General features: G+C 63.3%; 27 protein-coding genes. 19 read left to right on the forward strand and 8 right to left on the reverse strand.

What is annotated here, in order from left to right:
• Positions 1-179: 179 nt before the first annotated feature.
• From NKJ11_RS30640 to NKJ11_RS30675, 8 genes are all read left to right on the forward strand, one after another.
• Positions 180-683: an RrF2 family transcriptional regulator gene (locus NKJ11_RS30640; protein ID WP_023813203.1), complete on the forward strand. Its 504-nt coding sequence runs from the start codon at positions 180-182 to the stop codon at positions 681-683.
• Between the two features lie 43 nt (positions 684-726).
• Positions 727-1185 (forward strand): carboxymuconolactone decarboxylase family protein, encoded by a 459-nt coding sequence (locus NKJ11_RS30645; protein WP_352794955.1) that lies wholly within the window; start codon positions 727-729, stop codon positions 1183-1185.
• A 62-nt stretch (positions 1186-1247) separates the two neighbouring features.
• On the forward strand, positions 1248-1625 hold the full coding sequence (locus tag NKJ11_RS30650; RefSeq protein WP_352794956.1) for a DoxX family protein: 378 nt from the start codon (positions 1248-1250) through the stop codon (positions 1623-1625).
• Positions 1626-1739: 114 nt separating this feature from the next.
• Positions 1740-2801 carry a glycosyltransferase family 4 protein gene (locus NKJ11_RS30655; RefSeq protein ID WP_352794957.1) on the forward strand — a complete coding sequence of 354 codons (1062 nt, stop codon included), beginning with the start codon at positions 1740-1742 and terminating at the stop codon, positions 2799-2801.
• 50 nt (positions 2802-2851) lie between these two features.
• A complete protein-coding gene (locus NKJ11_RS30660; protein ID WP_352794958.1) occupies positions 2852-5014 on the forward strand; it encodes an amylo-alpha-1,6-glucosidase in 2163 nt (720 codons plus the stop codon).
• Positions 5015-5155: 141 nt separating this feature from the next.
• Positions 5156-6934, forward strand: a complete 1779-nt coding sequence (locus NKJ11_RS30665; protein ID WP_352794959.1) for an alpha,alpha-trehalose-phosphate synthase (UDP-forming) — start codon at positions 5156-5158, stop codon at positions 6932-6934.
• 17 nt (positions 6935-6951) lie between these two features.
• Positions 6952-7713 (forward strand): trehalose-phosphatase, encoded by a 762-nt coding sequence (gene otsB, locus NKJ11_RS30670; protein ID WP_502900187.1) that lies wholly within the window; start codon positions 6952-6954, stop codon positions 7711-7713.
• Positions 7714-7773: 60 nt separating this feature from the next.
• Positions 7774-8022 carry a hypothetical protein gene (locus tag NKJ11_RS30675; protein ID WP_352722505.1) on the forward strand — a complete coding sequence of 83 codons (249 nt, stop codon included), beginning with the start codon at positions 7774-7776 and terminating at the stop codon, positions 8020-8022.
• A gap of 10 nt (positions 8023-8032) precedes the next feature.
• Here NKJ11_RS30675 and NKJ11_RS30680 read toward each other — a convergent pair whose 3' ends face one another.
• Entirely contained in the window at positions 8033-8755 is a 723-nt protein-coding gene (locus tag NKJ11_RS30680) for an SDR family oxidoreductase (RefSeq protein ID WP_352794960.1), read from the reverse strand.
• Positions 8755-9597: an SDR family NAD(P)-dependent oxidoreductase gene (locus tag NKJ11_RS30685; RefSeq protein ID WP_352794961.1), complete on the reverse strand. Its 843-nt coding sequence runs from the start codon at positions 9595-9597 to the stop codon at positions 8755-8757. The genes NKJ11_RS30680 and NKJ11_RS30685 overlap by 1 nt, the downstream gene beginning before the upstream one ends.
• A 103-nt stretch (positions 9598-9700) precedes the next feature.
• Between NKJ11_RS30685 and NKJ11_RS30690 the strand changes: the two genes are divergently transcribed.
• Positions 9701-10588 carry a helix-turn-helix transcriptional regulator gene (locus NKJ11_RS30690; RefSeq protein ID WP_352794962.1) on the forward strand — a complete coding sequence of 296 codons (888 nt, stop codon included), beginning with the start codon at positions 9701-9703 and terminating at the stop codon, positions 10586-10588.
• 4 nt (positions 10589-10592) lie between these two features.
• Here NKJ11_RS30690 and NKJ11_RS30695 read toward each other — a convergent pair whose 3' ends face one another.
• Positions 10593-11222, reverse strand: a complete 630-nt coding sequence (locus NKJ11_RS30695; protein WP_502905825.1) for a TetR family transcriptional regulator C-terminal domain-containing protein — start codon at positions 11220-11222, stop codon at positions 10593-10595.
• A 232-nt stretch (positions 11223-11454) separates the two neighbouring features.
• On the opposite strand from NKJ11_RS30695, the gene aptA reads away from it, so the two are divergent.
• A complete protein-coding gene (gene aptA, locus NKJ11_RS30700) occupies positions 11455-12783 on the forward strand; it encodes an omega-aminotransferase AptA (RefSeq protein WP_352794964.1) in 1329 nt (442 codons plus the stop codon).
• Between the two features lie 110 nt (positions 12784-12893).
• On the opposite strand, the gene NKJ11_RS30705 is transcribed toward aptA, so the two are convergent.
• On the reverse strand, positions 12894-13532 hold the full coding sequence (locus tag NKJ11_RS30705; RefSeq protein ID WP_013530908.1) for a TetR/AcrR family transcriptional regulator: 639 nt from the start codon (positions 13530-13532) through the stop codon (positions 12894-12896).
• Between the two features lie 121 nt (positions 13533-13653).
• Between NKJ11_RS30705 and NKJ11_RS30710 the strand changes: the two genes are divergently transcribed.
• The 3 genes from NKJ11_RS30710 to NKJ11_RS30720 all read left to right on the forward strand — a co-directional run bounded on the left by NKJ11_RS30710 (position 13654) and on the right by NKJ11_RS30720 (position 16791).
• Positions 13654-14904, forward strand: coding sequence for a Zn-dependent hydrolase (locus tag NKJ11_RS30710; RefSeq protein WP_352794965.1), 1251 nt, complete (start codon positions 13654-13656; stop codon positions 14902-14904).
• Positions 14905-14965: 61 nt separating this feature from the next.
• On the forward strand, positions 14966-16417 hold the full coding sequence (gene hydA, locus NKJ11_RS30715) for a dihydropyrimidinase (protein WP_023813189.1): 1452 nt from the start codon (positions 14966-14968) through the stop codon (positions 16415-16417).
• 2 nt (positions 16418-16419) lie between these two features.
• Positions 16420-16791, forward strand: coding sequence for a hypothetical protein (locus tag NKJ11_RS30720; RefSeq protein WP_023813188.1), 372 nt, complete (start codon positions 16420-16422; stop codon positions 16789-16791).
• Positions 16792-16826: 35 nt separating this feature from the next.
• On the opposite strand, the gene NKJ11_RS30725 is transcribed toward NKJ11_RS30720, so the two are convergent.
• Entirely contained in the window at positions 16827-17231 is a 405-nt protein-coding gene (locus tag NKJ11_RS30725) for a cupin domain-containing protein (RefSeq protein WP_127296050.1), read from the reverse strand.
• 127 nt (positions 17232-17358) lie between these two features.
• On the opposite strand from NKJ11_RS30725, the gene NKJ11_RS30730 reads away from it, so the two are divergent.
• The 4 genes from NKJ11_RS30730 (at position 17359) to NKJ11_RS30745 (ending at position 21559) form a co-directional block, all read left to right on the forward strand.
• The gene (locus NKJ11_RS30730) at positions 17359-18150 is read left to right on the forward strand and encodes an ABC transporter ATP-binding protein (protein ID WP_127272369.1); all 792 of its coding nucleotides are present in this window, start codon (positions 17359-17361) and stop codon (positions 18148-18150) included.
• A 367-nt stretch (positions 18151-18517) separates the two neighbouring features.
• On the forward strand, positions 18518-19396 hold the full coding sequence (locus tag NKJ11_RS30735; RefSeq protein ID WP_023813184.1) for an ABC transporter permease: 879 nt from the start codon (positions 18518-18520) through the stop codon (positions 19394-19396).
• Entirely contained in the window at positions 19393-20547 is a 1155-nt protein-coding gene (locus NKJ11_RS30740) for an ABC transporter permease (protein WP_352794966.1), read from the forward strand. The genes NKJ11_RS30735 and NKJ11_RS30740 overlap by 4 nt, the downstream gene beginning before the upstream one ends.
• A gap of 40 nt (positions 20548-20587) precedes the next feature.
• Positions 20588-21559 carry an ABC transporter substrate-binding protein gene (locus NKJ11_RS30745; RefSeq protein ID WP_352794967.1) on the forward strand — a complete coding sequence of 324 codons (972 nt, stop codon included), beginning with the start codon at positions 20588-20590 and terminating at the stop codon, positions 21557-21559.
• Between the two features lie 50 nt (positions 21560-21609).
• Here the strand turns inward: NKJ11_RS30745 and NKJ11_RS30750 are convergent, their stop codons facing one another.
• Positions 21610-22068, reverse strand: coding sequence for an Lrp/AsnC family transcriptional regulator (locus tag NKJ11_RS30750; protein ID WP_352794968.1), 459 nt, complete (start codon positions 22066-22068; stop codon positions 21610-21612).
• Positions 22069-22192: 124 nt separating this feature from the next.
• On the opposite strand from NKJ11_RS30750, the gene NKJ11_RS30755 reads away from it, so the two are divergent.
• Both NKJ11_RS30755 and NKJ11_RS30760 read left to right on the forward strand, forming a co-directional pair.
• Positions 22193-23476, forward strand: coding sequence for a cystathionine gamma-synthase family protein (locus NKJ11_RS30755; protein WP_128303459.1), 1284 nt, complete (start codon positions 22193-22195; stop codon positions 23474-23476).
• Between the two features lie 147 nt (positions 23477-23623).
• The gene (locus NKJ11_RS30760) at positions 23624-24067 is read left to right on the forward strand and encodes a CHRD domain-containing protein (RefSeq protein WP_352758743.1); all 444 of its coding nucleotides are present in this window, start codon (positions 23624-23626) and stop codon (positions 24065-24067) included.
• 52 nt (positions 24068-24119) lie between these two features.
• On the opposite strand, the gene NKJ11_RS30765 is transcribed toward NKJ11_RS30760, so the two are convergent.
• Positions 24120-25769 (reverse strand): thiamine pyrophosphate-binding protein, encoded by a 1650-nt coding sequence (locus tag NKJ11_RS30765; RefSeq protein WP_352794969.1) that lies wholly within the window; start codon positions 25767-25769, stop codon positions 24120-24122.
• A complete protein-coding gene (locus NKJ11_RS30770; protein ID WP_352794970.1) occupies positions 25766-26941 on the reverse strand; it encodes a CaiB/BaiF CoA transferase family protein in 1176 nt (391 codons plus the stop codon). The genes NKJ11_RS30765 and NKJ11_RS30770 overlap by 4 nt, the downstream gene beginning before the upstream one ends.
• Positions 26942-26999: the final 58 nt, after the last annotated feature.

Below are 26999 nucleotides of genomic sequence, written 5' to 3' on the forward strand. Positions count from 1 at the left end.
AAAACACGGGGGCGATCATGCCCCCGTGTCGTCAAAAAGCTACCAGCCAAATATCCTGTCAGAACACTGAAGGTGCCTAAGTGAACTGCATTAGCGCTTTCGAGCGCCGTTTTTAATTTTCCTATTGCAGATAATAATTATCCACGATAGTATATATCCATGATAAAGGAGCCGATCCAATGAAGCTGGGCGAGGGCGTTGAGGCAGCTATCCATTGCGCTGCCACGCTGGCCAGTGTGGAGGGGAACAGCACCATGCCTGGCGCCGCTCTGGCCGAGTCCTTTGGCCTGTCGCCTAGCTATCTGCTGAAGCATCTCAACATGCTGAGCGCGGCGCGCATCCTGGAATCGGTGCCCGGGCCTGCCGGTGGCTATCGGCTGGCGCGGCCGGCCGAGCGCATCACGCTGCTCGACATCGTGCTGGCCATCGAAGGGCGCGAGCCGGCTTTCCGTTGCGGCGAGATCCGCCAGCGCGGTCCGGTGAAGCTCGATGCTTCGGCCTATGTCAAACCCTGCGGCATCAACGCCGCGATGCTGAAGGCCGAGCGTGCCTATCGCGCCGCGCTCGCCGAGACCAAGCTGTCCGATATCGTGGCCACCTATGCGGCAGAAGGCGATCCCAGGTCGCTTGCTGCGAGCTGCGCCTTCGTCGAGCGCCACCAGCGGCCGCAGAAATCCAGTTAACCCCGTAGACCCAAACCCAAAGCAGATTTGAAAGGACAGGAAGATGAAACAGAGGCTGCAATTTTTCGCCAAGGCGCCGGAGATCATGAAGGCTGTGTCGGCGCTCAACAAGGCGGTGGACGAATGCGGGCTCGAGGTGAGCCTGCTGCACCTGGTCAAGCTCAGGGCATCGCAGATCAATGGCTGCTCGTTCTGCGTCGAGATGCATAGCCGCGAGGCGAGGCGCGACGGCGAGACCGAGCAGCGGCTCTATCTGGTTTCAGCCTGGAAGGAATCGCCGCTGTTTTCCCTGCGCGAACGCGCTGCCCTGGCCTGGACCGAAGCCGTCACCTTGATCGCCAGCAATGGCGTGCCGGACGAACTCTATGCAAAGACGCTCGAGCATTTCTCGGAAGAGGAACTGGTCAAGCTTTCCGTTGCGCTCGGCATGATCAACACCTGGAACCGGCTGTGCATCCCGTTCCAGGCCATTCACCCGGTGCCGGCGGCGAAGGCCGCCTGATTGTCCGGTTATGTTGGGAGCGCCGTCGAAAGGCGGCGCTCCACTTTCAAAGGGAGCGTTTGATGCCTGCCGATTTGCCTTCGACCTTGTTGTTTCTCGCTCGCCTGTTGCTCGGCGGCGCCTTCGTCTTCGCCGGCCTGCGCAACATCCAGAACGCGGCCTTCCTGACCCAGCTGATGGCCGCGCGCGGCGTGCCGCAGGCAAGATGGGCGCTGTGGCTCGGCATCGTGCTTCAGATCGCCGCCGGCGTGCTGGTCATCGCAGGATTGTGGACGGCACTCGCGGCCGCGGTGCTGCTGGTGTTCCTGATCGTCGCCACGCCGATGTTTCACAATTTTTGGGACCATCAGGGCCAGGATCGTGCGTCCCGCATCAACGGCTTCGTCGGCAATGTCGCGCTGAGCGGTGGCTTTCTGACCCTGATCGCGCAATCCGTTTGACGCACAGTTCCATGCCGACTGCGGCCTCTGGTGCCCACGGCTCGATCATAAAATCGGAACCAATCGAGGCGTTGACGCATTTCACACCTGCATGCCCAGCATCCAGGATGGAATATGAAAATCGCCCATGTCGCGCCGCTTTATGAATCGGTGCCGCCAAGGCTCTATGGCGGCACCGAGCGCATCGTCTCGTATCTGACCGAAGCGCTGGTTGATCTGGGCCATGAGGTGACGCTGTTCGCCAGCGGCGACAGCCAGACTTCCGCGACGCTGGTACCCAGCCGGGAACGCGCGCTGCGCCTCGATCCGCGTCCGCTTAAATCCGAGATCGCGGCGCATCTGTCGATGCTTTCGCAGGTGAGGGACCGGGCGTCGGAGTTCGACGTCATCCACTTCCACCTCAGCCATTTCCTGCACTTTTCCTTCTTCGAGGATCTCGTCGACCGCACGGTGACGACACCGCATGGCAGGCTGGATTATGTCGACCTGGCGCCGGCCTATGAACGGTTTCCGCGTTTTCCCCTGATTTCCATTTCGCACAGCCAGAAGGCTGGCCTTGCCAACGCCAACTGGTTGGCGACGATCCATCACGGATTGCCGACCACTCTCTACGAACCGACTTTTGAGACGACGGCGGAAGAACCCTACCTTGCCTTCCTCGGCCGGTTCTCACGCGACAAGCGCCCGGACCGCGCCATCGAGATCGCCTTGCGTTCGGGGCTCAAGCTCAAGCTCGCGGCAAAGATCGGCGACGACGACCGCGCCTATTTCCACGAGGTGGTCGAACCGTTGATCGATGGCGATCGCATCGTCTATGTCGGCGAGATCGAGGAGGACCAGAAGGCGGAATTTCTCGGCAAGGCGGCCGGCCTGCTGTTCCCGATCGACTGGCCGGAGCCGTTCGGCCTTGTCGCCATCGAGGCCATGGCCTGCGGCACGCCGGTCATCGGCTGGAATTGCGGCGCGCTGCCCGAAATCATCGATCAAGGCGTCACCGGTTTCATCGCTGACACGGTGGACGGCGCGGTCGCCGCGGTGCCCGACTTGCTGCAACTCGACAGGCGAAAGGTGAGGGCCGTTTTCGAAAAGCGGTTCTCCGCTCGAAGAATGGCTGGCGATTATCTGGCCGCCTATGCGGGCCTGATCGGCGTCCCGAGCGCGGCGAAGGCGTCTTGAGCAACGACGTGCTCGAGCCACGACAACGAAACAACAGGGATCTTTGACGAATGGCCCAACTCGATGAGCGCCAGCTCGATCCCGCGGTTGCGCTTGCATCGCTCGACGCCACCGCCCCTCGCGAGCCGCATCGGTTGTTTGCCCTCAAGCAGGGCGATTGCTTCGCGGTTGCCGACGCCTATGGCGACATACGCGGAGCCGGCGACGGTTTCTTTCGCGACGACACACGGGTTCTTTCCGAGTTCCGGCTGACCGTCGGCGGCAGGCAGACATCGCTGCTCGGCGCCTCGCTCAGCCAGGACAATGTGCTGTTCACCACCAATTTGACCAATCTGCCGATACAGAGCGCCGGTGGACGCGACATCCCGCAGGGAGCCATTCACATCGAACGCGTCAGGCTGCTTTGGCAGGACAGGCTGTTCGAACGCATCACCCTTTCCAATTACAGCCGGGAACACTCGACGATCAGCGTTTCCCTGCACTATTCCGCCGATTTCCGCGACATGTTCGAAGTGCGCGGCTCGACACGGCTGAAGCGCGGGCTGGCCCATGCCGCCGAAACAGACGCGACGTCCGTGCTGCTGCGCTATGACGGGCTCGACGGCCTGGCCCGCCTCTCTGCGATATCGTTCTCGCAGGCGCCGGACCAACTGACAGCCACCCGTGCCGATTTCCTGATCGCCGTGACCAAGCGCAGCAGGAAGGTGCTTTATGTCGAGGTCGGTCCCGAGGTGGCCGATAAGCCCGACCGCGACCGGTTTCGCGCCGCTGCTGCCCGCGCCCGCTTTGGCATGCGGGCCAAACGTCGCCATGGCGCGACGGTGCGCAGCTCGGGCCGCGTCTTCAACGACTGGGTCGAGCGCGCCCGCGCCGATGTCGCGCTGCTGACCACCGAACTGGCGACCGGCCCCTATCCCTATGCCGGCATCCCCTGGTTCTCGACGGCGTTCGGTCGTGACGGCGTCATCTCGGCACTGCAGATGCTGTGGCTCAATCCGGGCCTGGCGCGGGGCGTGTTGGCCTTTCTGGCCCAGCACCAGGCGACCGAGACATCGCCGTTCAGCGATTCGCAGCCGGGCAAGATCATGCACGAGACCCGCAAGGGCGAAATGGTGGCGCTGCGGGAGCTCCCCTTCGGCCGCTACTACGGTGGCGTCGATACGACACCGCTCTACATCTATCTTGCTTGCGCCTACGCCGATCGTACCGGTGACATGGCGTTCATCGACGGCCTGTGGCCGTCACTGTGCGCCGCGGCCGAATGGACGGAGGAGGCAGGCCGGGAGACCGGATTCGTGACTTACCAGCGAGCGGCCGAGTCCGGCCTCGCCAACCAGGGATGGAAGGACAGTTTCGATTCGGTCTTCCATGCCGATGGCCGCATTCCCAAGGGCCCGATCGCGCTGGTCGAAGTGCAAGGCTATGTCTTTGCCGCTTTCCGGGGGCTGGCCAAGCTTGCCCGCCGCCGTGGCGAAGACGACAAAGCCGATCACTGGGAGGACCGCGCCGAGGCGATGCGGGTGGCGGTGGAACGCGATTTCTGGCTTGACGATCTCGGCTTCTACGCCCTCGCGATCGACGGTGCCGGCGAGCCCTGCAAGGTGCGGACCTCGAATGCTGGGCATCTGCTCTTTGTCGGGTTGCCTGAGCCGGCGCGGGCGCAGATGGTCGCCGACCAGCTGCTTTCCGCCTCCTTCCATTCCGGCTGGGGGCTGAGGACGCTTGCCGACGATGCGGTGTTCTTCAACCCGATGTCGTACCACAATGGCTCGATCTGGCCGCACGACACCGCCATCTGCGGTGCCGGCCTGGCACGCTATGGCGAGCGTGAAAGCGTGGTTCGCCTGATGAGCGGCACATTCGAATCCGCGGTCCATTTCAACATGCGGCTGCCCGAACTGTTCTGCGGTTTTACACGCGCGCCGGGCGAAGCACCCATCGCCTATCCTGTCGCCTGCCTGCCGCAAGCGTGGTCGGCGGGCTCGGCCTTCATGCTGATGCAGGCCTGCCTTGGCTTGGAGATCGACGGCTGGGATGGTGAGATTCGCGTTAGCCGTCCCAGGCTGCCGATCGGCATCGACACGCTGACACTGCGGCACCTGGGCGTCGGCGACCGGGTGGTCGATCTCACCTTCCAGCGCGTCGGCGACCGGGTCGTCGCTTTCCTTGCCGACCGCCATGAAGGGCTGGTGCCGCTCATCGTAAGGACATGATCCGAACAAAATTGGCGGAACCGATCCGAGCTTTGTGCGTTGCAAAAATACGGGTCCGAACGCCGACCCCGTGGTCGGCGGACCTTTTCAAACGGGAAACACGAAAAAACGGTCGCCGACGGCCGGGTGAGTTGACATTCAATGACAAACTACGGTGCGGAACTGCTCTGGGTTCTGATCTTCGCGAGCCTCGGTTTTTCCGCTCTTGCCGTATTCCTCTCCCTATCGCGGCAGCGCCGCAGTCACCCTCCGGCGGTTGCCCATACAGCGGGCGAAGACGTGGCCGCGGAGGCGGCGCGCAAGGTGATACGTGAGTTCGAAAAGAACGGCCAATCGGCCGATGCGGCGCTGGTGACGTGGTCGCCCGAGACATTGCGCAAGATCCTCGCCGACGATCTGCCCGATGCGCAGGTCATCGTGGTGTCGAACCGCGAACCCTATATCCACAACATCAGGGATGATGGCGTCGAATTGTTGGTGCCGGCCAGCGGGCTGGTGTCCGCGCTCGAGCCGATCACCCGCGCCTGTGGCGGCACCTGGATCGCCTATGGCGGCGGAACGGCGGACCGCCTCACCGTCGACGACCACGACCGGGTACAGGTGCCTCCCGGCCATCCGTCCTATACGCTGCGCCGGGTCTGGCTGACGGAGGAAGAACATCAGGGTTATTATCTCGGTTTCGCCAATGAGGGGCTCTGGCCGCTTTGCCACATCGCCTTCACCCGACCGATTTTTCGCGCCTCCGACTGGGCTGCCTATGAAGCCGTTAACCGGAAGTTTGCCGATACGGTGGTTGCCGAAGCGCGTAACGAGCGGCCGATCGTGCTGGTCCAGGATTACCACTTCGCGCTGCTGCCGCGCATGATCCGCGAGCGCCTGCCGGAGGCGATCGTCATCACCTTCTGGCACATCCCATGGCCGAACTCGGAGGTGTACAGCATCTGCCCTTGGCGTGAACGCATCCTCGAGGGGCTGCTCGGCAGCTCTATCATCGGTTTCCACACCCAGTTCCACGCCAACAATTTCACCGAAAGCGTAGATCGCTTCCTGGAAAGCCGCATCGAGCGCGCCGATGCGGCGATCTCCTACGGTGGTCAGACGACGCTGGTGCACGCCTATCCCATCTCGATAGAATGGCCGGCGGACCTGTTGGCAAAATTGCCTCATGTCGATGACTGCCGCGCCCGCCTGCGCAATAGGTTCGGACTGAAAGCGGATGTGAAGCTGGCGGTGGGGGTCGAACGTCTCGATTACACGAAGGGCATTCTGGATCGGTTTCAGGCGCTGGACGAATTGTTCAAGCGATACCCTGAATGGATCGGAAAACTGGTTTTCCTGCAGGTCGCGGCCCCCAGCCGTGGCACGCTGCCGGCTTACAAGCTGCTCCACGACGAATGCCACCGCTATGCCGAGGAGCTCAACCAACGCTATGGCAGCGAGGGTTACAGGCCGGTGGTCATGGTGGCCGAGCATCACTCACAGGAACAGGTCTACGAGATCTATCGCGCCGCCGACATATGCATGGTCACCAGCCTGCATGACGGCATGAACCTGGTCGCCAAGGAGTTCGTCGCGGCGCGCGACGACGAACAGGGCGTCTTGATGCTCAGCACCTTCGCCGGCGCCTCGCGCGAATTGCTGGAGGCGCTGATCGTCAACCCTTACGACGCCGCCATGATGAGCGAAGCGCTGCTGCAGGCGCTGATCATGACTTCAGACGAACAGCGCGAGCGCATGCGGCCCATGCGCGAGACGATCCGCAACAACAATGTCTATCGCTGGGCCGGCAGCATGCTTCTGGATGCAGCGCGCTTGCGCAAGCGCGGTGACCTCGACCGGGTAACCGGTGTCGGTGAGCGGCCGCCTAGCGTCGACAATGTCGTGTCCATGTTCGAGCGCAAACGGGTAGTCATGTCATGAACGAGGTCCTGCAAAAGATGATCAGCGAAAGCCCGCAAAAGCCGCAGGCCGTCATGCCGAAACCGCAGACTGTGCTGACCGGCGAATGGGCGTTGTTCCTCGACATCGACGGCACCCTGCTGGAACATGCCGAGCACCCGGACGCCGTCTCGGTCAGCGACGAGCTCCGCTCCTTGCTGCAAGGCCTGGACCGCAAGCTGAACGGGGCGTTGGCGTTCATCACGGGCCGGTCCGTTGCGGCTGTCGACCATCTGTTTCAGCCTTTGAAACTGCGCGCGGCCGGGCTCTATGGACTGGAGCACCGGCTTCTGCCGGGCGACGACGTCGAAGTCGCGGAGGAGCCGGCGGATATCGCGGCCCTTGCCGACGAGATCGAGGCCGAGCTCGGTCGTGGGGCCTATATCGAGCGTAAGGGAAGGGTGCTGGCCATCCACACGCGCGCCGCCCCCCATCTGCTTCCCCGCGCGACGCAGCTTGTCGAGCAGGCGCTGGCCACGCTGCCAAAGGGCTACCGGGTGGTTGCCGGCAACGCCGGCGTGGAATTGCTGCCGCTGGAGGCCGCCAAGGGCGCCGCGATCCGGCGTTTCATGGAGATCGCGCCATTCACGGGCCGTCGCCCGGTCTTCCTGGGCGACGACACGTCGGACGAAAACGGCTTCGAAACCGTCAATGATGCGGGCGGCATATCGATACGGGTCAAGCCACCGGCGCACACCACCGCGCAGTACGGGCTGGTCGGCGTCGCCGAGACGCTGGCCTGGCTGAGAGGTCAACTTTAGGTCCAGCCGGCGCAACCGCGATCGCGCGTCCTGGAAAGGACAAGGAAAGGAACGGTTTCGATGGGACGCTTTGCACAATTGGTTCGAGAGATCACCCCGAACTGGCTGCACTCTCGCTCCTCCCGCGATGAGATTGCCGACGTTTCACCGTCCGACGCGGATTTCAGCTGGCAAGAGGCAATCGACAACAAGATGTATGGGGCGGATACATCTGACTATTCCCATGTGCCGGAAAAGCCTGTTTCGGCAAAACCGGCAGACGACAGGCCTGCGGACGAGGACGACCGCGTTCCAAAGAAGGCCAATTAACGGTCCTGTCCTATGCCGCAAATCGCAGGCCGCCGTCGCAGGTCAATATCTGACCGGTCATGAAGCCGTTGGAGACGAGGAAGGCTATTGCCGCGGCGACGTCTTCGGCGCGGCCGATGCGGCCGACCGGGGTCCTGCCTGCGTAATCGGCAAACAGCGCCTGCCTCTGCTCCTCGGCCAGAAAATCCCACCAGGGCGTGTCGATGACGCCGGGCGCCACGACATTGACGCGCAGCGGCTTCAGTTCCACCGCCAGAATCGGCACCACGGTCAACAGCATGCCGTTGATGGCAGCGATACCGGCGACGCCCGGCGCCGCGAGCTGCGCCGACACCGCCGAGATGAAGGTGACCGAGCCGGCCTTGTTGAGTGTCGGCAAGGCGGCCTGCAGGCAAGACAGCTGCGGGCGGACCTTTTCCTCCACGCCACTGCCGATGTCGCTCAGGTCAAGCGTCGGGAAGGGGCCGAGGCCCTTGCCGCCGCTGGCCGCCAGCACCAGATGGTCGAAAGGCCCGAGGCTCTCGAAGAACTGGCGGACCTCGTCCGGCTTCGCGGCGTCGAAAGCAGCCTTCCCGGCAGCGCCGCCAAGGCTTTTCCAAGCGCTCTTCAGTTTCTCCTCGTTGCGCCCGGTGATGGTCACCTTCATGTCCGGGCCGAGCAACTTGCGTGCCGTCGCCAGGCCGATGCCGGACGAGCCGCCGATGACGACGGTGTGTTCGATTGTCTTGGTCATCAATGCTGTTCCTTCGATGTGAGGGAGGCCGGGTCGATGAGATCGAGGCTCAAGCTTCGCAGCCGTTGCCTTGCCTTGGCGTCATAAGCCTGGGCGTCGGCACGGGATTCCCGCAGGCCGTCGAAATAGAGGCCGCTTTTTCCGTCGAGCGCGGGTGAGGCGGCGAGGTTGAGGATGGCCTCGGCACCGGTCTCGACCGAACTCCACGGCGTCACACCAGCCTGCCGGACCATGGTGGTATTCATGTAACTCGCTGGGTGCAGCGCGTTGACGGTGACGCCGGTACCTTTCAACTGTTCGGCCAAATCGACGGTGAACAGGATCTGCGCCAGCTTGCTCTGGCAATAGGCGCGCACGCCGTCATAGGAGCGGGTCAGCATGACATCGCTGAAATCGACCGCCTGCTGTCCGGCCGAGGCGACATTGACGATGCGGGCCGGCGCACTCGCCTTCAGCAACGGCAGAAGCTCCGATGTCAGCAGAAAACCGGCGAGGTAGTTGACCGCGAAGCGCAGTTCGTAGCCGTCGGCGCTGACCTGCCTTTTGGCACCCTGGCCCGCCGTGCCGATTCCGGCATTGTTGACGAGGATGTCGAGCCGGCCCGTCCGGGCGCGCACCGCCTCGGCAAGCCGGCGCACTTCGGCCAGCGAAGAGAGGTCGGCGACCAGAAGCTCCGCCATGCCGCCGGCCGCTTCGATCTCGGTGACAACAGCCTTGCCGCGCCTCGCATCGCGGCCATGCACCATCACACGGGCGCCCGCGGCGCCGAGCCGTTGCGCGACGACGCGGCCGACGCCATCGGTCGAACCGGTGATGAGGATCGTCTTGTCTTTGAGTTCCATGTTCAGAGCCTCCGTTCTGTTGCTCTGAACGGAAGATGGGACAGTTGGCGCGAGCCAAACAGTTCAAACTTTATCCTGGTATCAATACTGCTATACTGGGCGCATGGAGTCCCAACCCCACGCGGCCCCAAACCACTCCGCTGAAGACAGCCGCCGGCGCGAACTCGGCGCCTTCCTGCGCTCGCGCCGCGAAAGGCTGACGCCCTCGGCCACCGGCATCGCCACCGGTCTCAGGCGGCGCACGCCGGGACTACGGCGCGAGGAGGTGGCGATGATCGCCGGCGTCGGCACCACCTGGTACACATGGCTGGAGCAGGGGCGGGAGGTCAGGCCCTCGGTCGAGGTGCTGACGGCACTCGCCGAAGCACTGCGCCTCGACGCCGCCGAAAAACAGCATCTGTTCATCCTTGCCGACCGCCAGCAGCCGGAGCGCCGTGCCGTGGCGCCGGAAAGGGTCGACGGCCCCTTGCTGCACATGCTGCAGAGCCTGGTGCTGCAGCCGGCCTATGTGGTCGGGCGGCGCTGGGATGTGCTGGCCTGGAACCCGGCGGCGGTGGCGGTGTTCGGCGACTATGGCCTGCTGGAAGGGGATGCCCGCAACATCGTCCACATGGTGTTCACCAGCCCGCACCACCGGCGCCTGCTGGTCGACTGGGAGCAACTGGCGCGCACCGTGCTGGCCTCGTTCCGGGCCGCGAGCGCCCGCTATGTCGGCGATCCGGATTTCGAGCGGCTGATCGAGTTGATGACGCGTTCGAGCCCCGAATTTCGTGCCTGGTGGCCGCAGCGCGACGTCGCGCACCGATTGTCGGGGGTGAAGCATGTCCGGCACCCGAGCGCGGGCGCCATGACCTTCGAGCATATGAGCCTGTCGATCGGCGACGGCTCGGACATGAAGCTGATCGTCTACACGCCGCTCGCCGAGCAGAATTCGATCGCCAAGCTGCAGACATTGCTGGATGAACTGCCGGCCCAGCGGCGCAGCGCCTGAGGCGTCAGCCCTTCGGCTTCAGCCCATCGAGGAACAACTGCTCAAGAAACCTTGCGGCGTCCTCGAAGCGGCCGTCGCCGCCGCGGTTCGGCCCGAGCACGGCGCGGACCTGGACGTCGAAATCGGCATAATGCTGCGTCGTCGCCCAGATCGAGAAGATCAGGTGCCACGGATCGGTCTTGGCGATCTTGCCGGCGCGCATCCAGCCCTTGATGACGGTCGCCTTCTCGTCGACCAGCGTCTTCAACTCTCCGGCCAGCAGCGGCATGATGCGCGGCGCGCCTTGCAGGATCTCGTTGGCGAACAGCCGGCTCTCGCGCGGAAAGTCGCGCGCCATCTCCAGCTTGCGCCTGATGTAGCTGCGCAGTTCGGTAAGGGGATCCCCAATGTCGTCGAGTTCGCGCAGCGGCGCCAGCCAGGTGTCGAGCAGGCGCTGCATCAGCGTCTCGTGGATGTCTTCCTTGCGGCGGAAATAGTAGAGCAGGTTGGGCTTCGACATGCCGGCGGCTTCGGCGATCTGGTCGATGGTCGAGCCGCGAAAGCCGTTGGTGGAGAAAACCTCGAGCGCCGCCTCCAGGATCAGTTCGCGCTTTTCCTGCTGGATGCGGGTGCGGCGAGGGGCGTCCGTGCTGATGGTCACCGTTGCAAGCCCTCGTGTTGAGGGTCATCTGGACCAATTCTCTGGACCAGTTTTTCCCTAGCCTGTGGAACGCACTTCAGGTGCCGCATTTCCGCTAGTAATCCTTGACCGCCGAGAGGGCGGTGCTAACGTTTGTCCAATCGGTCAAAAATTTGCGTAGCATGAAAACGCGGCAAAGACCAAGCGTTGGGCGCAGCGAAACAGTTTACAAGGGGAAGTCCTGGTCATGTCCAACCGGCTGAAAGTCACGCCGAACGATCTCAGCGCATTCTGGATGCCGTTCACGGCAAACCGGCAGTTCAAGCAGGCGCCGCGCATGATGGTGTCCGCCAAGGACATGCACTACACGACCAGCGACGGCCGCAAGGTGCTCGACGGCACCGCCGGCCTGTGGTGCGTCAATGCCGGCCATTGCCGGCCGAAGATCACCGAAGCGATCCAACAGCAGGCCGCCGAGCTCGACTATGCGCCCGCCTTCCAGATGGGCCATCCGATCGTGTTCGAACTGGCCAACCGCCTGGTCGACCTCGCGCCCAAGGGCATGGATCATGTCTTCTTCACCAATTCCGGTTCGGAATCGGTCGAGACAGCGCTCAAGATGGCGATCGCCTATCACCGTGTTAAAGGCGAGGGCTCGCGCACCCGGCTGATCGGCCGCGAGCGCGGCTATCACGGCGTCAATTTCGGCGGCATCTCGGTCGGCGGCATCGTCACCAACCGCAAGATGTTCGGCACGCTGCTCGGCGGCGTCGACCATATGCCGCACACGCATCTGCCGGAAAAGAACGCCTTCACCAAGGGCGTGCCGGAGTATGGCGCGGAACTCGCCAACGAGCTGGAGCGTATCGTAGCCCTGCATGACGCTTCCACCATCGCCGCCGTCATCGTGGAGCCGGTCGCCGGCTCCACCGGCGTCATCCTGCCGCCGAAGGGTTATCTTCAGAGGCTACGCGAGATCTGCACCAAGCATGGCATCCTGTTGATCTTCGATGAGGTCATCACCGGTTTCGGCCGTCTCGGCACGCCGTTCGCCGCCGACTATTTCGGTGTCACGCCCGACATCATGACCACCGCCAAGGGCGTCTCCAACGGCGTCATCCCGATGGGCGCTGTGTTCGTGAAGAAGGAGATCCACGACGCCTTCATGACCGGCCCCGAGCACATGATCGAGTTCTTCCACGGCTACACCTATTCGGGCAACCCGATTGCCTGCGCGGCTGCACTCGGCACGCTCGACACCTACAAGGAAGAGGGCCTGCTGACCCGTGGCGAGGAGCTGGCGCCGTACTGGGAAGACGCGCTGCATTCGCTGAAAGGCGAGCCGAACGTCATCGATATCAGGAACATCGGCCTGATCGGTGCGATCGAGCTGGCGCCGATCGCCGGCCAGCCGACCAAACGGGCCTTCTCGGCCTTCGTCAAGGCGTTCGAGCGCGGCGCGCTGATCCGCACCACCGGCGACATCATCGCGCTGTCGCCGCCGCTGATCATCACCAAGGGCCAGATCAACGAATTGATCGACCATGTGCGCGATGTGCTGAGGTCTATCGATTGACGGGCCGACGCGGATATCCCTGCCTCTCGAGGGAGGTCGCCGCGAAGCGGTCGGTGGGGTCGGCGCGGCAGCGCGCCGACCTGATCTTTTGCTGCAACGAACGGTTACAGTCAGGCGGGCAACGCGCCGATCCCGGTCAGGATCACCCGCTTGATATTTTCCTTGGCTTCCCGCCATTGCCGGTCGGACAGCGGCTTGCCGCCATTGAGCGTCTCGATCTGGTGACCGAAATCGGCGTAGTGCTGGGTCGTAGCCCAAAGCATATAGAGCAGATGGCGCGGATCCACCGGGTCCATCTTGGCTTCCTCGATCCAGCGCCTGATGATCTCGACGCGGCCGTCCGTCCATTCGCGTAGCGTCGATTCCATATAGTCCTGAAGCACCGGCGCACCGTGCATCACTTCAGAGGCCCAGACCTTCGAGCCGTCAGGATGGCGGCGTGATATTTCCATCTTGGCGTCGATATAGGCACTGATGCCGTCTATGGGTCCGCGCGCCGCGTCGAAGCAATTGGCCGCCTGTAGCCAGATTTCAAAGATGTTTTGAACGACCGACCGGTAAAGCTCTTCCTTGGTGGCGAAATAGTAGTGGAGATTTGCCTTCGGCAGTCCCGCCAGATCCGCGATCAACTGCATCGTGGCGCCCCCGAACCCTGCCTCCGCAAACACCTTCTCGGCAGCGACGAGAATGGTTTTTTCATTCTCTCGTCGGATCTCCTGTCGCCGCATGGGGCGGGTGGGTTCTGCCATGTCTACCCCAAGATTCTAGTTGACCGCTTGGTCAGGTTGTGTAGTTTAAAAGCTGACCATACGGTCAAGCTGTAAATCACTCAAGGGGCGACAAGAACCCTGGTGTAGATGGGAACTCAAGATGGCCGCACCCGGCGAGAATCTGCGAATCAATTCAGACCGTTTGTGGGATTCCATCATGGAGATGGCGAAGATTGGCCCCGGCATTGCCGGCGGCAACAATCGTCAGACCGTGACCGACGAAGACGGCGAAGGGCGGCATCTGTTCAAGCGCTGGTGCGATGCGGCCGGGCTCGAAATGGGCGTCGATGAGATGGGCACGATGTTTGCCCGCCGCGAAGGCACCGATCCCAGCCTGCCGCCGGTCTATGTCGGCAGCCATCTCGATACGCAGCCGACCGGCGGCAAGTATGACGGCGTGCTCGGCGTGCTGGGTGGGCTTGAAGTGGTGCGCTCTCTCAACGACCTCGGCATCAAGACCAAACATCCGATCGTCGTCACCAACTGGACGAACGAGGAGGGCTCGCGCTTCGCGCCGGCGATGATGGCGTCCGGCGTGTTCGCCGGCGTGCTCGACCAGGCCGATGTGTACGGGCATGTCGACAAACAGGGCAAGAAATTCGGCGAGGAACTCGAGCGCATCGGCTGGAAGGGCAGCGAGAAGGTCGGCGACCGTAAGATCCACGCCTTCTTCGAACTGCATATCGAACAGGGTCCGATCCTCGAGGACGAAGATATCGACATTGGTGTCGTCACCCATGGCCAGGGCCTTAAATGGCTGCAGGTGACGCTGACCGGCAAGGAAGCCCACACCGGCTCGACGCCGATGCCCAAGCGCCGCAATGCCGGGCTCGGCATGGCGCGGGTGATCGAACTGGTGCACGAGATCGCCATGGACTACCAGCCCGATGCCGTCGGCGCGGTCGGCCACATGGAGGTCTATCCCAATTCGCGCAACATCATCGCCGGGCGCACCGTCTTCACCGTCGATATCCGCTCGCCGGAAAAGGAAGTGCTGGACGCGATGGACGGCCGCATCCGCGAAGGCATCGACACGATCTGCGATGCACTCGACATTCGCTACGAGATCGAACAGGTCGGTGCTTTCGATCCGGTGACCTTTGATGCCGGCTGCGTCAAGGCGATCCGTGATGCCGCCGAACGCCTCGGCTATTCCCACCGCAACATCGTCTCCGGCGCCGGCCACGACGCCTGCTGGATCAACCGCGTCGCGCCCACCGCCATGGTGATGTGCCCTTGCGTCGATGGCCTCAGCCACAACGAGGCAGAGGAGATCAGCAAGGAATGGGCTTCGGCGGGTGCCGACGTTTTGTTCCACGCGGTGGTGGAGACGGCTGTCATCGTGGAGTGAGCTTAGAATCTACCTTCAAACGACGCTCGTAAGAAGCGCGGCAAGAACAAGGGAACAACCAATGACCAAAGTCATCCGAAACGGCACCATCGTCACTGCCGACCGCACCTGGAAGGCCGATGTGCTGATGCAGCACGGCAAGATCGTGGCCATCGGTTCGGGCCTGCATGGCGACCACGAGTTCGATGCCACCGGCTGCTATATCATGCCGGGCGGCATCGACCCGCACACCCATCTCGAAATGCCGTTCATGGGCACCTATTCGGCCGATGATTTCGAATCCGGCACGCGCGCGGCGCTCTCCGGCGGCACGACGATGGTGGTCGATTTCTGCCTGCCGGCGCCGCAGCAGTCGCTGCTCGAAGCCTTGCAGATGTGGGACAACAAGACCTCGAAGGCGTCCTGCGACTATTCCTTCCACATGGCGATCACCTGGTGGGGCAAGCAGGTGTTCGACGAGATGGCCACTGTCGTCGACAAGGGCATCACCTCGTTCAAGCATTTCATGGCCTACAAGGGCGCGCTGATGGTCGACGACGACGAGATGTATGCGTCGTTCCAGCGCTGCGCCGATCTCGGCGCGCTGCCGCTGGTGCATGCCGAGAATGGCGACGTCGTTGCCGCCCTGTCGCAGAAGCTGCTGGCTGCCGGTAACAACGGCCCCGAGGGCCACGCCTATTCACGGCCACCCGAAGTGGAAGGCGAGGCGACCAACCGCGCCATCATGATCGCCGACATGGCCGGCGTGCCGCTCTATGTCGTGCATGTCTCCTGCGAGCAGAGCCACGAGGCGATCCGCCGGGCGAGGCAGAAGGGCATGCGGGTGTTCGGCGAACCGCTGATCCAGCACCTGACGCTGGACGAGAGCGAGTATTTCGACAAAGACTGGGATCATGCGGCGCGCCGCGTGATGAGCCCGCCCTTCCGCAACAAATTGCACCAGGATTCGCTGTGGGCGGGCCTGCAGGCGGGCTCGCTGCAGGTGGTGGCGACCGACCATTGCGCTTTCACCACCAAGCAGAAGCGCAACGGCGTCGGAGATTTCACCAAGATCCCGAACGGCACCGGCGGGCTCGAAGACCGCATGCCGGTGCTGTGGACCACAGGCGTCAACACTGGCCGGCTGACGATGAACGAGTTCGTCGCGGTGACCTCGACTAACATCGCCAAGATCCTCAACATGTATCCGAAAAAGGGCGCCATCGTCGAAGGCGCGGATGCCGACATCGTCGTCTGGGATCCCAAGCGAAAGAAGAAGATCACTTCTAAGCAGCAGCAGTCCGTCATCGACTACAACGTGTTCGAAGGGTTCGAGGTGACCGGTCTGCCGCGGTTCGTGTTCTCGCGTGGCGAACTGTCGATCCAGGAGGCCGAGATCAAGGCCAAGCCCGGGCATGGAGAATTCGTCGGCCGCGAGCCGAATGCGGCGGTCAACCGGGCGCTGTCGACGTGGAAGGAAATCTCCGCGCCGCGCAAGGTGGAACGCACCGGCATCCCGGCGACCGGGGTTTGAGCTTGGCGCGTTCGGCCGCGCTCATTTCGTTGGTCCTGATGGCAACTGCCTCAGGTCCGGCAGCAGCGGACGGCCTACTGGCCGGCTCCTGGGGCAATGATGTCGGCTGCGCCGGCGTCAAAGCCGGTTATCAGGAGAGCGATGCCTATATCGTGCTGACCGCCGAAGGCGTCGAGACCTATGGCAGCGGCTGCCGGTTCACACAGCAATTGACATCGGTGCTGGGCGCGCAATCGCTTGGCGCGACCTGTTCGGCGGAAGGCGAGGCGGGAACGACAATCGAAACCGTCATGGTCACCAACAAGGGGGAGGATGGTTTCTTCGTCACCATCCCCGGCCTTGAGGAAATGGGGCCGCTGCAATTATGTTCGTGACGGTGCCGATGGCGACCATTCCGTCGATGCTGGCCTCACGCGACCAGCGCATCCAGTTCCGGCAGCAGGACGACGCTTTCCTGTTCGTTGGGATCGGTGCGCGCAATGACGGCCGAAGACGGGGCGCTGCTCAGATTGGCCGGCAGATGCGGCACGCCGGCGGGAATATAGAAAAGGTCGCCGGCCTTGGTGACGATATGATGCTCGAGCCGGTCGCCGTACCAGGTGTGGACTTCGCCGGAGAGCACATAGATCGCCGTCTCGTGGCTCTCATGCATATGCGCCTTGGCGCGCGCGCCGGGCGGGATGGTGAGCATGTGCATGCAGATGCCGGAGGCGCCGACGGTTTCGGCGGTAATGCCGGCGAAATAGGTCAATCCCTGCTTGCCTTCATAAGTGCTTTCAGGGCGGATAAGATGACAAGTGGGTTTGGGCGACATCGGGGAAACTCCGGGCGTCGATCGAGTGGGACAAGACCAATGGGACAGGGCGAGTGGAAAACAACGTCGCGATAAAAGCAATCGGATTCCAGCCGCCGCAGGGACGGAAACAGGCAGGCGGCAGCCGATGACGGGGACTTCGCCAGCCGTCGTCGCGGCAAGCAAACTCGGACTGACCTTCCAGACCAATGACGGGCCGGTGCAGGCGCTGTCCAATGTCGATCTCACCATCGGCAAAGGGGAGTTCGTCTCCTTCATCGGGCCTTCGGGCTGCGGCAAGACCACGCTGCTGCGCGTCATCGCCGATTTGGAGAAGCCGACCTCGGGGACGATTTCGGTCAACGGCATGACAGCAGAACAGGCGCGCGAGAAACGCGCCTATGGCTATGTTTTCCAGGCCGCCGCCCTGTTTCCGTGGCGGACGATCGAGCGCAATGTCGGGCTGCCGCTGGAGATCATGGGTCTGTCCAAGGCGGAGCAAGGCGAGCGTATCAAGCGCACGCTCGAGCTCGTCAACCTCTCTGGTTTCGAGAAGAAATATCCCTGGCAGCTCTCGGGCGGCATGCAGCAGCGCGCCTCGATCGCCCGTGCGCTGGCCTTCGACGCCGACCTGCTGCTGATGGACGAGCCGTTCGGCGCGCTGGACGAGATCGTGCGCGATCATCTCAACGAGCAATTGCTGGAATTGTGGGGACGCACCAACAAGACCATCTGCTTCGTCACGCATTCCATTCCGGAAGCCGTCTATCTGTCGACGCGCATCGTCGTCATGTCACCGCGCCCGGGCCGCGTCAGCGACATCATCGAATCGACGCTGCCGAGAGAGCGGCCGCTCGACATCCGCGAGACGCCGGAGTTTCTGGCGATCGCAGCGCGCGTGCGCGACGGGCTGCGGGCAGGGCATAGCTATGATGATTGAGCGCCCTGGCAAGCGAGCGGCCACCCACGCCTTCGTCATCCTAGGGCGCCGCGAAGCGGAGTGCGAAGAGGGAGCGCCCCACCAGACCTTCGTCATCCTAGGGCGGAGCAGGCGCGAAGCGGCCTGCGCAGACCCTAGGATCCATGCCGCGACGTGCGCCGAAGGGCAAAAACGGTTCATAATATCGGCCAAGCAGGGCGAGGCACAGGGAGCCTTGTTCCGCACCGTTGCGGAGCACAGAGGTAACGGCATGGATCCTAGGGTCTGCGCCGCGTCGCTTCGCTCCTTGCTTCGCCCTAGGATGACGAAGGCGTGGTGGGCCGCCCGCGTTACGCAGAGCGCACGCCTCGCGGGCGAGGGCCGCTAGGTGGACACCTTCCGCGACAAACTCATCCCCGTCACCTCGATCCTCGCTGGGGTGGTCGTGCTCTGGTATGTCTTCGCTGTCATCCTCAACACACCGTTCCAGCGCGATCTCGACCGCCGTGCCAATGAGACCTCCACGTTCAGCGAACTCATCGGCAAGACGTTGTCGCAGCCGAAGCCGACATTGCCGGCGCCGCATCAGGTGGCGGTGAATTTCTTCGAGAACACCTTCCTGCGGCCTATCACCTCGAACCGCAGCCTCGTCTACAATGCCTGGGTGACGCTGTCGTCGACGCTGCTCGGCTTTGCCTTCGGCACGGCGCTCGGCATCATCATTGCGGTCGGCATTGTCCATGTGGCGACGCTCGACCGTAGCCTGATGCCGTGGATCATCGCCTCGCAGACCATTCCCATCCTGGCAGTGGCGCCGATGATCATCGTCGTGCTGGGGGCGATCGGCATCAGCGGCCTGATCCCGAAGGCGATGATCTCGACCTATCTGTCGTTCTTCCCGGTGACTGTCGGCATGGTGAAGGGGCTGCGCTCGCCCGAGATCATGCATCTCGACCTGATGCACACCTACAATGCCAGTCGTGCGCAGACCTTCTGGAAGTTGCGCGTGCCGGCCTCGGTGCCGTTCCTGTTCACATCGATGAAGGTGGCGGTCGCGGCAAGCCTGGTCGGCGCCATCGTCGGCGAACTGCCGACCGGCGCTGTCGCCGGCATCGGCGCCAAGTTGCTCGCCGGCGCCTACTACAGCCAGTCCATCGACATCTGGTCGGCGCTGGTTGCTGGGTCTGTGGTGGCGGCACTTCTGGTCATGGTGGTCGGCATTGCCGGGCGCCTCGTCGACCGCGCCATGGGCGGGAGGCCGGCATGAACCGGCTGAAACCCTCCTGGCAAGCGGTGCTGGCGATCACGCTGTGCTTGATCGCTGTGGCGCTCGGCCCGATCGCCGCGCCGAAAGTCGATGCACTGGCGCAGCCTTCAGGGACGTTGATATACCCCTATGTGGCGACGAACTGGCTGATCTTCGGCGTGCTGCTTCTTGTTGCCTTGATCACGATGGCCAGAATACCGTCCATCGTCGAAGCCGTTGTGCTTTTCATCGGCGCGCATCTGGTCGCCTGGCTGCTGATTGGCGGCATCGCCGGCTTCGAAGGTCTGGCGCGGGCGCCGTATTTCCTGCTGCTCGCGGCCGCATGGCTGCTTGGCTGGCGCTGCGTGGCGGTGCTGTCGTCGTTGCGTCCTTTCGCCAAATGGGCGCGGACCGCGTTGGGCCTGATCATCCCGGCCATCTTCGGCGCCTGGATACTGATCATCTGGGAAGCGGTGACGCGCGGGGCCGGCATACCCTTCATCCTGCTGCCGCCGCCAAGCGCGATCGGCGCACGCATTGCCGGTTCGCTGCCGGTGCTCGGCGCCGATGTCCGCCAGACCATCTTCAAGGCGGTGATCTTCGGCTATGTGGTGGGCAGCGGCGCCGGCTTCATCACCGCGGTCCTCGCCGATCGCGTGCCGTTCCTGCGGCGCGGCCTCTTGCCGATCGGCAACATGGTCTCGGCACTGCCGATCATCGGCGTCGCCCCGATCATGGTGATGTGGTTCGGGTTCGACTGGCAGTCCAAGGCGGCGGTGGTCATCATCATGACCTTCTTCCCGATGCTGGTGAACACGGTCGCCGGCTTGGCCGCCTCCGGTCACATGGAGCGCGACCTGATGCGCACCTATGCGTCGGGCTACTGGCCGACGCTGCTGAAGCTCAGGCTGCCGGCAGCCGCGCCCTTCATCTTCAACGCGCTGAAGATCAACTCGACGCTGGCGCTGATCGGGGCCATCGTCGCCGAGTTCTTCGGCACGCCTGTCGTCGGCATGGGCTTCCGCATCTCGACCGAGGTCGGGCGGATGAACATCGACATGGTCTGGGCCGAAATCGCAGTTGCAGCACTTGCGGGTTCGGTCTTTTATGGCGTGGTCGCTCTTGTCGAAAGAGCCGTCACGTTTTGGCATCCCTCTGTCCGTGGTGGATAGGGGCGGTGGGTTTAGGGCACTAACTTCAGAGGGTAAAAAAATGAAAAGACTGATTATTCCCGTTCTGGCCGGCGCGATGTCGCTCGCCGCGTTCCAGGCAATGGCCGCCGACAAGGTGACGTTGCAACTGAAATGGGTCACGCAGGCCCAGTTTGCCGGCTACTATGTCGCCAAGGCCAAGGGTTTCTATGAGGCCGAAGGTCTCGACGTCGACATCAAGCCGGGCGGTCCCGATATCGCGCCCGAGCAGGTGATCGCCGGCGGCGGCGCCGATGTCATCGTCGACTGGATGGGCGGTGCGCTGGCTGCCCGCGAAAAGGGTGTGCCGCTGGTCAACATCGCCCAGCCGTTCAAGAAGGCCGGCATGGAACTGGTCTGCCCGAAGGACGGCCCGATCAAGACCGAAGCCGACTTCAAGGGCCACACGCTCGGCGTCTGGTTCTTCGGCAACGAGTATCCGTTCTACGCCTGGATGAACAAGCTCGGCCTCAAGACCGACGGCGGCCCGGACGGCGTCACCGTCTTGAAGCAGAGCTTCGACGTGCAGCCGCTGATCCAGAAGCAGGCGGATTGTATCTCGGTCATGACCTACAACGAGTACTGGCAGTTGATCGACGCCGGCTACAAGCCCGAACAGCTGACCGTGTTCAACTACTCGGCCATGGGCAACGACCTGCTCGAGGACGGGCTCTATGCGTCCGAAGACAAGCTCAAGGACCCGGCCTTCGAAGACAAGATGGTGCGTTTCGTGCGCGCCTCGATGAAGGGCTGGAAACACGCCATCGACAACAATGACGAGGCCGCGGGCATCGTCATGGACGGCGGCGGCCAGGACGAGAACCACCAGAAGCGCATGATGAGCGAAGTCGCCAAGCTGATCGACAATGCCGACGGCAAGCTCGACCCGGCGACCTACGAGCGCACCGCCAAGGCGCTGCTCGACCAGAAGATCATTACCAAGGAGCCGACCGGCGCCTACACCACCGCCATCACCGACAAGGCCGTGAAGTAAGCCTAGTCGGCAACACATCTATCCAGAAAGCGGCGCCTCCGGCAGAAATGTCAGAGGCGCCGTTCTTTTATGGTGTTCATGACGAAGCTGGTTTCGATCGAGGCGACGCATTTCAGCCGCGCGATCTTTTCCTTGATGAAGCGCTCGTACTGTTCGAGGCTTCCCGTCACCACCTTCAGCACATAGTCGCGCGAGCCGGTGACGAGGTGGCATTCCAGCACCTCTTCCCAGCCGCGGATCGCGTCCTCGAACATCACGATCTCGTCTTCGTTCTGACGGCTGAGCCGGATGGTGGCGATGGCGACCATGCTCCAGCCAAAGGCTGAGGGATCGACCAGCGTGGTGTAGCCCCTGATAATTCCGGTCTCCTCCAACCGCCGCACCCGCCTCAGGCAGGGCGATGGCGACAGACCGATCCGCTCGGCAAGCTCGTTGTTGGTGATGCGGGCGTCTGCCTGCAGTTCGCGCAGGATCTTGCGGTCGAAATCATCGGCTATCTTCTGCTGCATTTTTGCGCCCATTCAGCAATTCGTTGCGGGAGTGCAGTCATATCAGCTTGAAAATAGCAAGGACTGGCGGATGAGGATCGCATAAATTGCCGTGCGATATCACTCGAAAAAGGCAGGAAAGATCATGACCGCGCCACGCCCGTCGAAAACCCATATCGGCAACCACAAGCTCCACCCGGAGACGCTGATGCTGAGCTATGGCTTCGATCCGCAGCTTTCGGAGGGCGCGGTCAAGCCGCCGGTGTTCCTGACCTCGACCTTCGTGTTCAAGTCGGCGGAAGAAGGTCGCGACTTCTTCGATTACACCTCCGGCCGCAAGGAGCCGCCGAGCGGCACGGCGTCCGGCCTGGTCTATTCGCGCTTTAACCATCCCAACAGCGAGATCGTCGAGGACCGTCTGGCAATCTATGAAGGGACGGATGCCTGCATCCTGTTTTCATCAGGCATGTCGGCGATCGCCACGACACTGCTCGCCTATATCAGGCCGGGCGACGTCATCCTTCATTCGCAGCCGCTTTACGGCGGCACCGAGACGCTTTTGACGCGCACGCTCTCCAGTTTCGGCATCGGTGCTGTCGGTTTCGCGGACGGCGTCGACGAGACGGCGGTGCGCACGGCCTCCGACGCCGCCGTCGCGAAGGGCCGCGTGTCGGTCATCCTGATCGAGACGCCGTCAAATCCGACCAACAGCCTGGTCGACATCGCGCTGATGCGGAAGATCGCCGACGAGATCGGCGCGAGCCAGGGGTCGACGCCGATCGTCGTCTGCGACAACACGCTGCTCGGCCCGGTGTTCCAGCGGCCGATCGAACATGGCGCCGACGTGTCCGTCTATTCGCTGACCAAATATGTCGGCGGCCATTCCGACCTGATCGCGGGCGCCGCCATGGGCGGCAAGGCGGTCACCAAGCCGATCAAGGCGCTGCGCGGCGCGATCGGCACGCAGCTCGACCCGCATTCCTGCTGGATGCTCGGCCGCTCGCTGGAGACGCTGTCGATCCGCATGGAGCGGGCCAACGACAATGCGCGGCTGGTCGCCGAATTCCTGCGCGACCATGCCAAGGTCGAGAAGGTGCATTACCTGCCGTTCCTGGGCGAGGAAACGCCGGCTGGCCGCACCTACAGGGCGCAATGCACTGGTGCCGGCTCGACCTTCTCCTTCGATATCAAGGGCAGAGAGAAGGCGGCTTTCGCCTTTCTCAACAATTTGCAGATCTTCAAGCTGGCGGTGAGCCTGGGCGGAACGGAATCCTTGGCCAGCCACCCCGCGGCCATGACGCATTCGGGCATACCCTTCGAGGTGCGCGAGCGCATCGGCGTGCTGGAGACCACGGTCAGGCTGTCGATCGGCGTGGAGCACCCGGACGATCTGATCGCCGACCTGACGCAGGCGCTGGCGGCGGTCTGACGCTCCCCGTATCCGGGGTATCGCGCGGTCCATTAGTTTGCACGTAAGTGTTACTCGCGCGCAGCCATTCGCTCTTATAAGCGTTGTGCCGATACATCCGCGCGCCGGGGAGCCGTGGCTGGATGTCATCAGCAAACGGAGATCCTCATGCGTATCCAATCCTTGGCGCCGATGCTTTCGGCACTGGCCATCTCGGCGTCCTTCCTTACGGCAGCGCCGGCCCTGGCCGAGACGGTGAAGCTGAAAGCGACGCTCGACGGCGCCCAGCAGAACCCGCCGGTGACCACAAAAGGCAAGGGCACCGCAGCTCTTACCTTCGACACGGCCACGAAGAAACTCAGCTGGAACGTCAAATATTCCGGCCTCAGCGGGCCGGCGACCGCGGGACACATTCACGGCCCGGCTGCGATGGGCGAAAACGCCGGGGTGGCGATCCCGTTCAAGGGCAAGCTCAAGAGCCCGATCAAGGGATCGGCTGTGCTGACCGACGCGCAGGCCGCCGACCTGATGGCCGGCAAGGACTATGTCAACGTACACACTGCGGCCAACAAGGACGGCGAAATCCGCGGACAGATCGAGGCCGCGAAATAGCGCAAGCCGCATGACGAAAAGGGGCGGGCGACCGCCTCTTTTTTTGTTTGGATTACGCCTTGTCGCGTATCTGCGTCATCGTCTTGGTCGGCGTGATCGCTTCGGGGTCGAGGCGGATTTCCACGATCGCCGGCTTGCCGCTGGCGCGGGCACGTTCGAAGGCCGGGGCGAAATCGGCGGTCTTGTCGACCGTTTCGCCATGGCCGCCATAGGCGCGGGCGAGAGCCGCGAAGTCGGGGTTCTTAAGATCGGTGGCGACGACGCGGCCGGGATATTCGCGCTCCTGATGCATGCGGATGGTGCCGTAGATGCCGTTGTTGACGACGACCACAATGATAGGCAGGTCATACTGCACGGCGGTGGCGAATTCCTGCCCGTTCATCAGGAAGCAGCCGTCGCCGGCAAAAGCGACCACGGTGCGCTCCGGAAACAGCTCTTTGGCAGCGACGGCCGCAGGCGTGCCATAGCCCATCGAGCCCGATGTCGGCGCACCTTGAGTGGCGAAGCGGCGGAAGCGGTGGAAGCGATGCACCCAGGTCGCGTAATTGCCGGCGCCATTGGTGAGAATGGCGTCGTCGGGCAGCATCTTTTCGAGGTAGTTCATGATCGGGCCCATCTGGACCGAGCCGGGGCCGCCTTCAGGTGGCGTCGACCAGTCGAGATAGGCGGCATGCAGCTTTGGTGTCTCGGCTGCCCAGGTCGGCTCCGAGGCCGGCTTGCGCTTGGCGAAAGCGTCGATGAAGGCGGACGGCGAGGCGTTGATCGCCAGTGTCGGCCTGTAGACGCGGCCGAGCTCGCCAGCGTCGGCATGGACATGGACCAGCGTCTGGTCGGGGTAGGGGCTTTTCAGCAGCGTGTAGTCGGACGACGGCATTTCGCCCATGCGGCCGCCGACCAGCAGCACGAGATCGGCCTGCTTGATCGCTGTCGCCAGCTTCGGATTGATGCCGATGCCGACATCGCCGGCATAGTTCGGGTGCAGATGATCGAACAGCATCTGGCGGCGGAAGGAGCAGCCCACCGGCAGCGACCACGCCTCGGCGATCGTGCGCATTTGCGCCACCGCCTCGGCGTCCCAGCGCGTGCCGCCGAGGATGACGAACGGCCGCTTGGACTTGGCCAGCAGCTTTTCCAGCGCATCGAGCTCCGCTTCGCCCGGCCGTGTCTCAACCGGCGTGTGCGGCAAGGCGATAGGTGCTTCGACGATGCTGGTCAGCATGTCTTCGGGCAGCGAGATCACCACCGGGCCGGGCCGGCCCGATGTCGCCACCGCGAAGGCGCGGGTGACGAATTCGGGGATGCGCGAGGCGTCGTCGATCTCGACCACCCATTTGGCGATATCGCCGAAGAACCTCTTATAATCGACCTCTTGGAACGCTTCACGCTCCTTGGCGTGGCTGGCGACCTGGCCGATGAACAGGATGACGGGTATAGAATCCTGCATGGCGATGTGGATGCCGGCCGAGGCGTTGGTGGCGCCGGGGCCGCGGGTGACGAAGCAGATGCCGGGCTTCCCGGTCAGGCGGCCGTGGCAATCGGCCATCATCGCGGCACCGCCTTCCTGGCGGCAGACGATGGTGCGGATCGCAGAATCGTGCAGCGCGTCGAGCACCGCCAGATAGGATTCACCCGGCACACAATAGATGCGGTCGGTGCCGTTGGCTTCGAGCGCGTCGACGATGAGTTGTCCGCCGGTCTTCATTGTCCAGACTTCTCCAGTTCGGCAAGGATTTCTTGCGTGTGCTCGCCCAGGCGCGGCGAGGGGCGCTCATAGACCAGCGGCGTGCCCGACATCACCATCGGCGCACGCACCGAAGGCAGAAGATTGCCATGGCCGTCGTCGAGATCAAGCCGCATGCCGCGCGCGATCGTCTGCGGATCGGCAAACATCTGGCCGATCGTGTTGATCGGGCTCGCCGGCACGCTGGCCGCTTCCAGCTTGGCCAGCAGCGGATCGCGGTCAAAAACCTTCAGCGCCTCGATCATGCGCTCATGCAATTTCACCCGGTTGGCGACCCGGGCGGGGTTGGTGGCGAAGTCGGGATTGGCAGGCAGGTCGCCCAGTCCGACAGCGGCGCAGAATTTGGCGAACTGGCCGTCATTGCCGACCGCCAGGATGATGTGCCCATCCCGGACCGGCACCACCTCGTAGGGGGCGATGTTCATATGCGCATTGCCCATCTGCACCGGCGATTTGCCGGAGACGAGATAGTTCAAATTCTGGTTGCCGAGCGCCGAGATCTGGGTGTCGAAGAGCGCCATGTCGACGTGCTGGCCTTCGCCGGTTTGTTCGGCATGGCGCAATGCTGCCTGGATGGCGATGACCGAATAGAGGCCGGTGAAGATGTCGGAGATGGCGACGCCCGCTTTTTGCGGCTCGCGGCCGACCTCGCCGGTGATCGACATCATGCCGGCCATGGCCTGGATGATGAAGTCGTAGCCGGCGCGCGGCGCATAGGGTCCGTCCTGGCCGAAGCCGGTGATCGAGCAATAGACGAGGCGCGGGTTGATCTTGCGCAGGCTGTCATAGTCGAGGCCGTATTTCTTCAGACCGCCGAGCTTGAAGTTCTCGATCAGCACGTCCGAGGTGGCGACCAGCCGGCGCACGGTCTCGGCCCCTTCCGGTGTCGAGATATCGATGGCGATGGAGCGCTTGCCGCGATTGCAGGAATGGTAATAGGCGGCCGACAGGTTCTCGCCGTCCTTGCCCATGACGAAGGGTGGCCCCCATTTGCGGGTGTCGTCGCCGCCATCGGGGCTTTCGACCTTGATGACATCGGCGCCGAGATCGGCAAGCAACTGCCCGGCCCATGGCCCGGCAAGGATGCGGGCGAGTTCGACGACGCGGACGCCTTTCAGCGGGGGCTCAGCCATGGATCACCGTGGTTGCCGCAATCACCGTGACTGCTGCGAAAGCAGAGCCTCTATCAAG

It is taken from the genome of Mesorhizobium sp. M0243, assembly GCF_040321775.1.
In the GTDB taxonomy this organism is placed as follows: Bacteria; Pseudomonadota; Alphaproteobacteria; order Rhizobiales; family Rhizobiaceae; genus Mesorhizobium.

Coding starts and splice junctions, on each gene's coding strand:
- NKJ11_RS30705 (WP_013530908.1), bottom strand. CDS start 13,532: ATGGCAGAACCCACCCGCCCCATGCGGCGACAGGAGATCCGACGAGAG.
- aptA (WP_352794964.1), top strand. CDS start 11,455: ATGTCCAACCGGCTGAAAGTCACGCCGAACGATCTCAGCGCATTCTGG.
- NKJ11_RS30755 (WP_128303459.1), top strand. CDS start 22,193: ATGACCGCGCCACGCCCGTCGAAAACCCATATCGGCAACCACAAGCTC.
- NKJ11_RS30765 (WP_352794969.1), bottom strand. CDS start 25,769: ATGAAGACCGGCGGACAACTCATCGTCGACGCGCTCGAAGCCAACGGC.
- NKJ11_RS30740 (WP_352794966.1), top strand. CDS start 19,393: ATGAACCGGCTGAAACCCTCCTGGCAAGCGGTGCTGGCGATCACGCTG.
- NKJ11_RS30750 (WP_352794968.1), bottom strand. CDS start 22,068: ATGCAGCAGAAGATAGCCGATGATTTCGACCGCAAGATCCTGCGCGAA.
- NKJ11_RS30710 (WP_352794965.1), top strand. CDS start 13,654: ATGGCCGCACCCGGCGAGAATCTGCGAATCAATTCAGACCGTTTGTGG.
- NKJ11_RS30640 (WP_023813203.1), top strand. CDS start 180: ATGAAGCTGGGCGAGGGCGTTGAGGCAGCTATCCATTGCGCTGCCACG.
- NKJ11_RS30690 (WP_352794962.1), top strand. CDS start 9,701: ATGGAGTCCCAACCCCACGCGGCCCCAAACCACTCCGCTGAAGACAGC.
- NKJ11_RS30655 (WP_352794957.1), top strand. CDS start 1,740: ATGAAAATCGCCCATGTCGCGCCGCTTTATGAATCGGTGCCGCCAAGG.
- NKJ11_RS30650 (WP_352794956.1), top strand. CDS start 1,248: ATGCCTGCCGATTTGCCTTCGACCTTGTTGTTTCTCGCTCGCCTGTTG.
- NKJ11_RS30665 (WP_352794959.1), top strand. CDS start 5,156: ATGACAAACTACGGTGCGGAACTGCTCTGGGTTCTGATCTTCGCGAGC.
- NKJ11_RS30730 (WP_127272369.1), top strand. CDS start 17,359: ATGACGGGGACTTCGCCAGCCGTCGTCGCGGCAAGCAAACTCGGACTG.
- NKJ11_RS30685 (WP_352794961.1), bottom strand. CDS start 9,597: ATGGAACTCAAAGACAAGACGATCCTCATCACCGGTTCGACCGATGGC.
- NKJ11_RS30660 (WP_352794958.1), top strand. CDS start 2,852: ATGGCCCAACTCGATGAGCGCCAGCTCGATCCCGCGGTTGCGCTTGCA.
- NKJ11_RS30645 (WP_352794955.1), top strand. CDS start 727: ATGAAACAGAGGCTGCAATTTTTCGCCAAGGCGCCGGAGATCATGAAG.
- NKJ11_RS30725 (WP_127296050.1), bottom strand. CDS start 17,231: ATGTCGCCCAAACCCACTTGTCATCTTATCCGCCCTGAAAGCACTTAT.
- NKJ11_RS30680 (WP_352794960.1), bottom strand. CDS start 8,755: ATGACCAAGACAATCGAACACACCGTCGTCATCGGCGGCTCGTCCGGC.
- NKJ11_RS30745 (WP_352794967.1), top strand. CDS start 20,588: ATGAAAAGACTGATTATTCCCGTTCTGGCCGGCGCGATGTCGCTCGCC.
- otsB (WP_502900187.1), top strand. CDS start 6,952: ATGATCAGCGAAAGCCCGCAAAAGCCGCAGGCCGTCATGCCGAAACCG.
- NKJ11_RS30760 (WP_352758743.1), top strand. CDS start 23,624: ATGCGTATCCAATCCTTGGCGCCGATGCTTTCGGCACTGGCCATCTCG.
- NKJ11_RS30675 (WP_352722505.1), top strand. CDS start 7,774: ATGGGACGCTTTGCACAATTGGTTCGAGAGATCACCCCGAACTGGCTG.
- NKJ11_RS30770 (WP_352794970.1), bottom strand. CDS start 26,941: ATGGCTGAGCCCCCGCTGAAAGGCGTCCGCGTCGTCGAACTCGCCCGC.
- hydA (WP_023813189.1), top strand. CDS start 14,966: ATGACCAAAGTCATCCGAAACGGCACCATCGTCACTGCCGACCGCACC.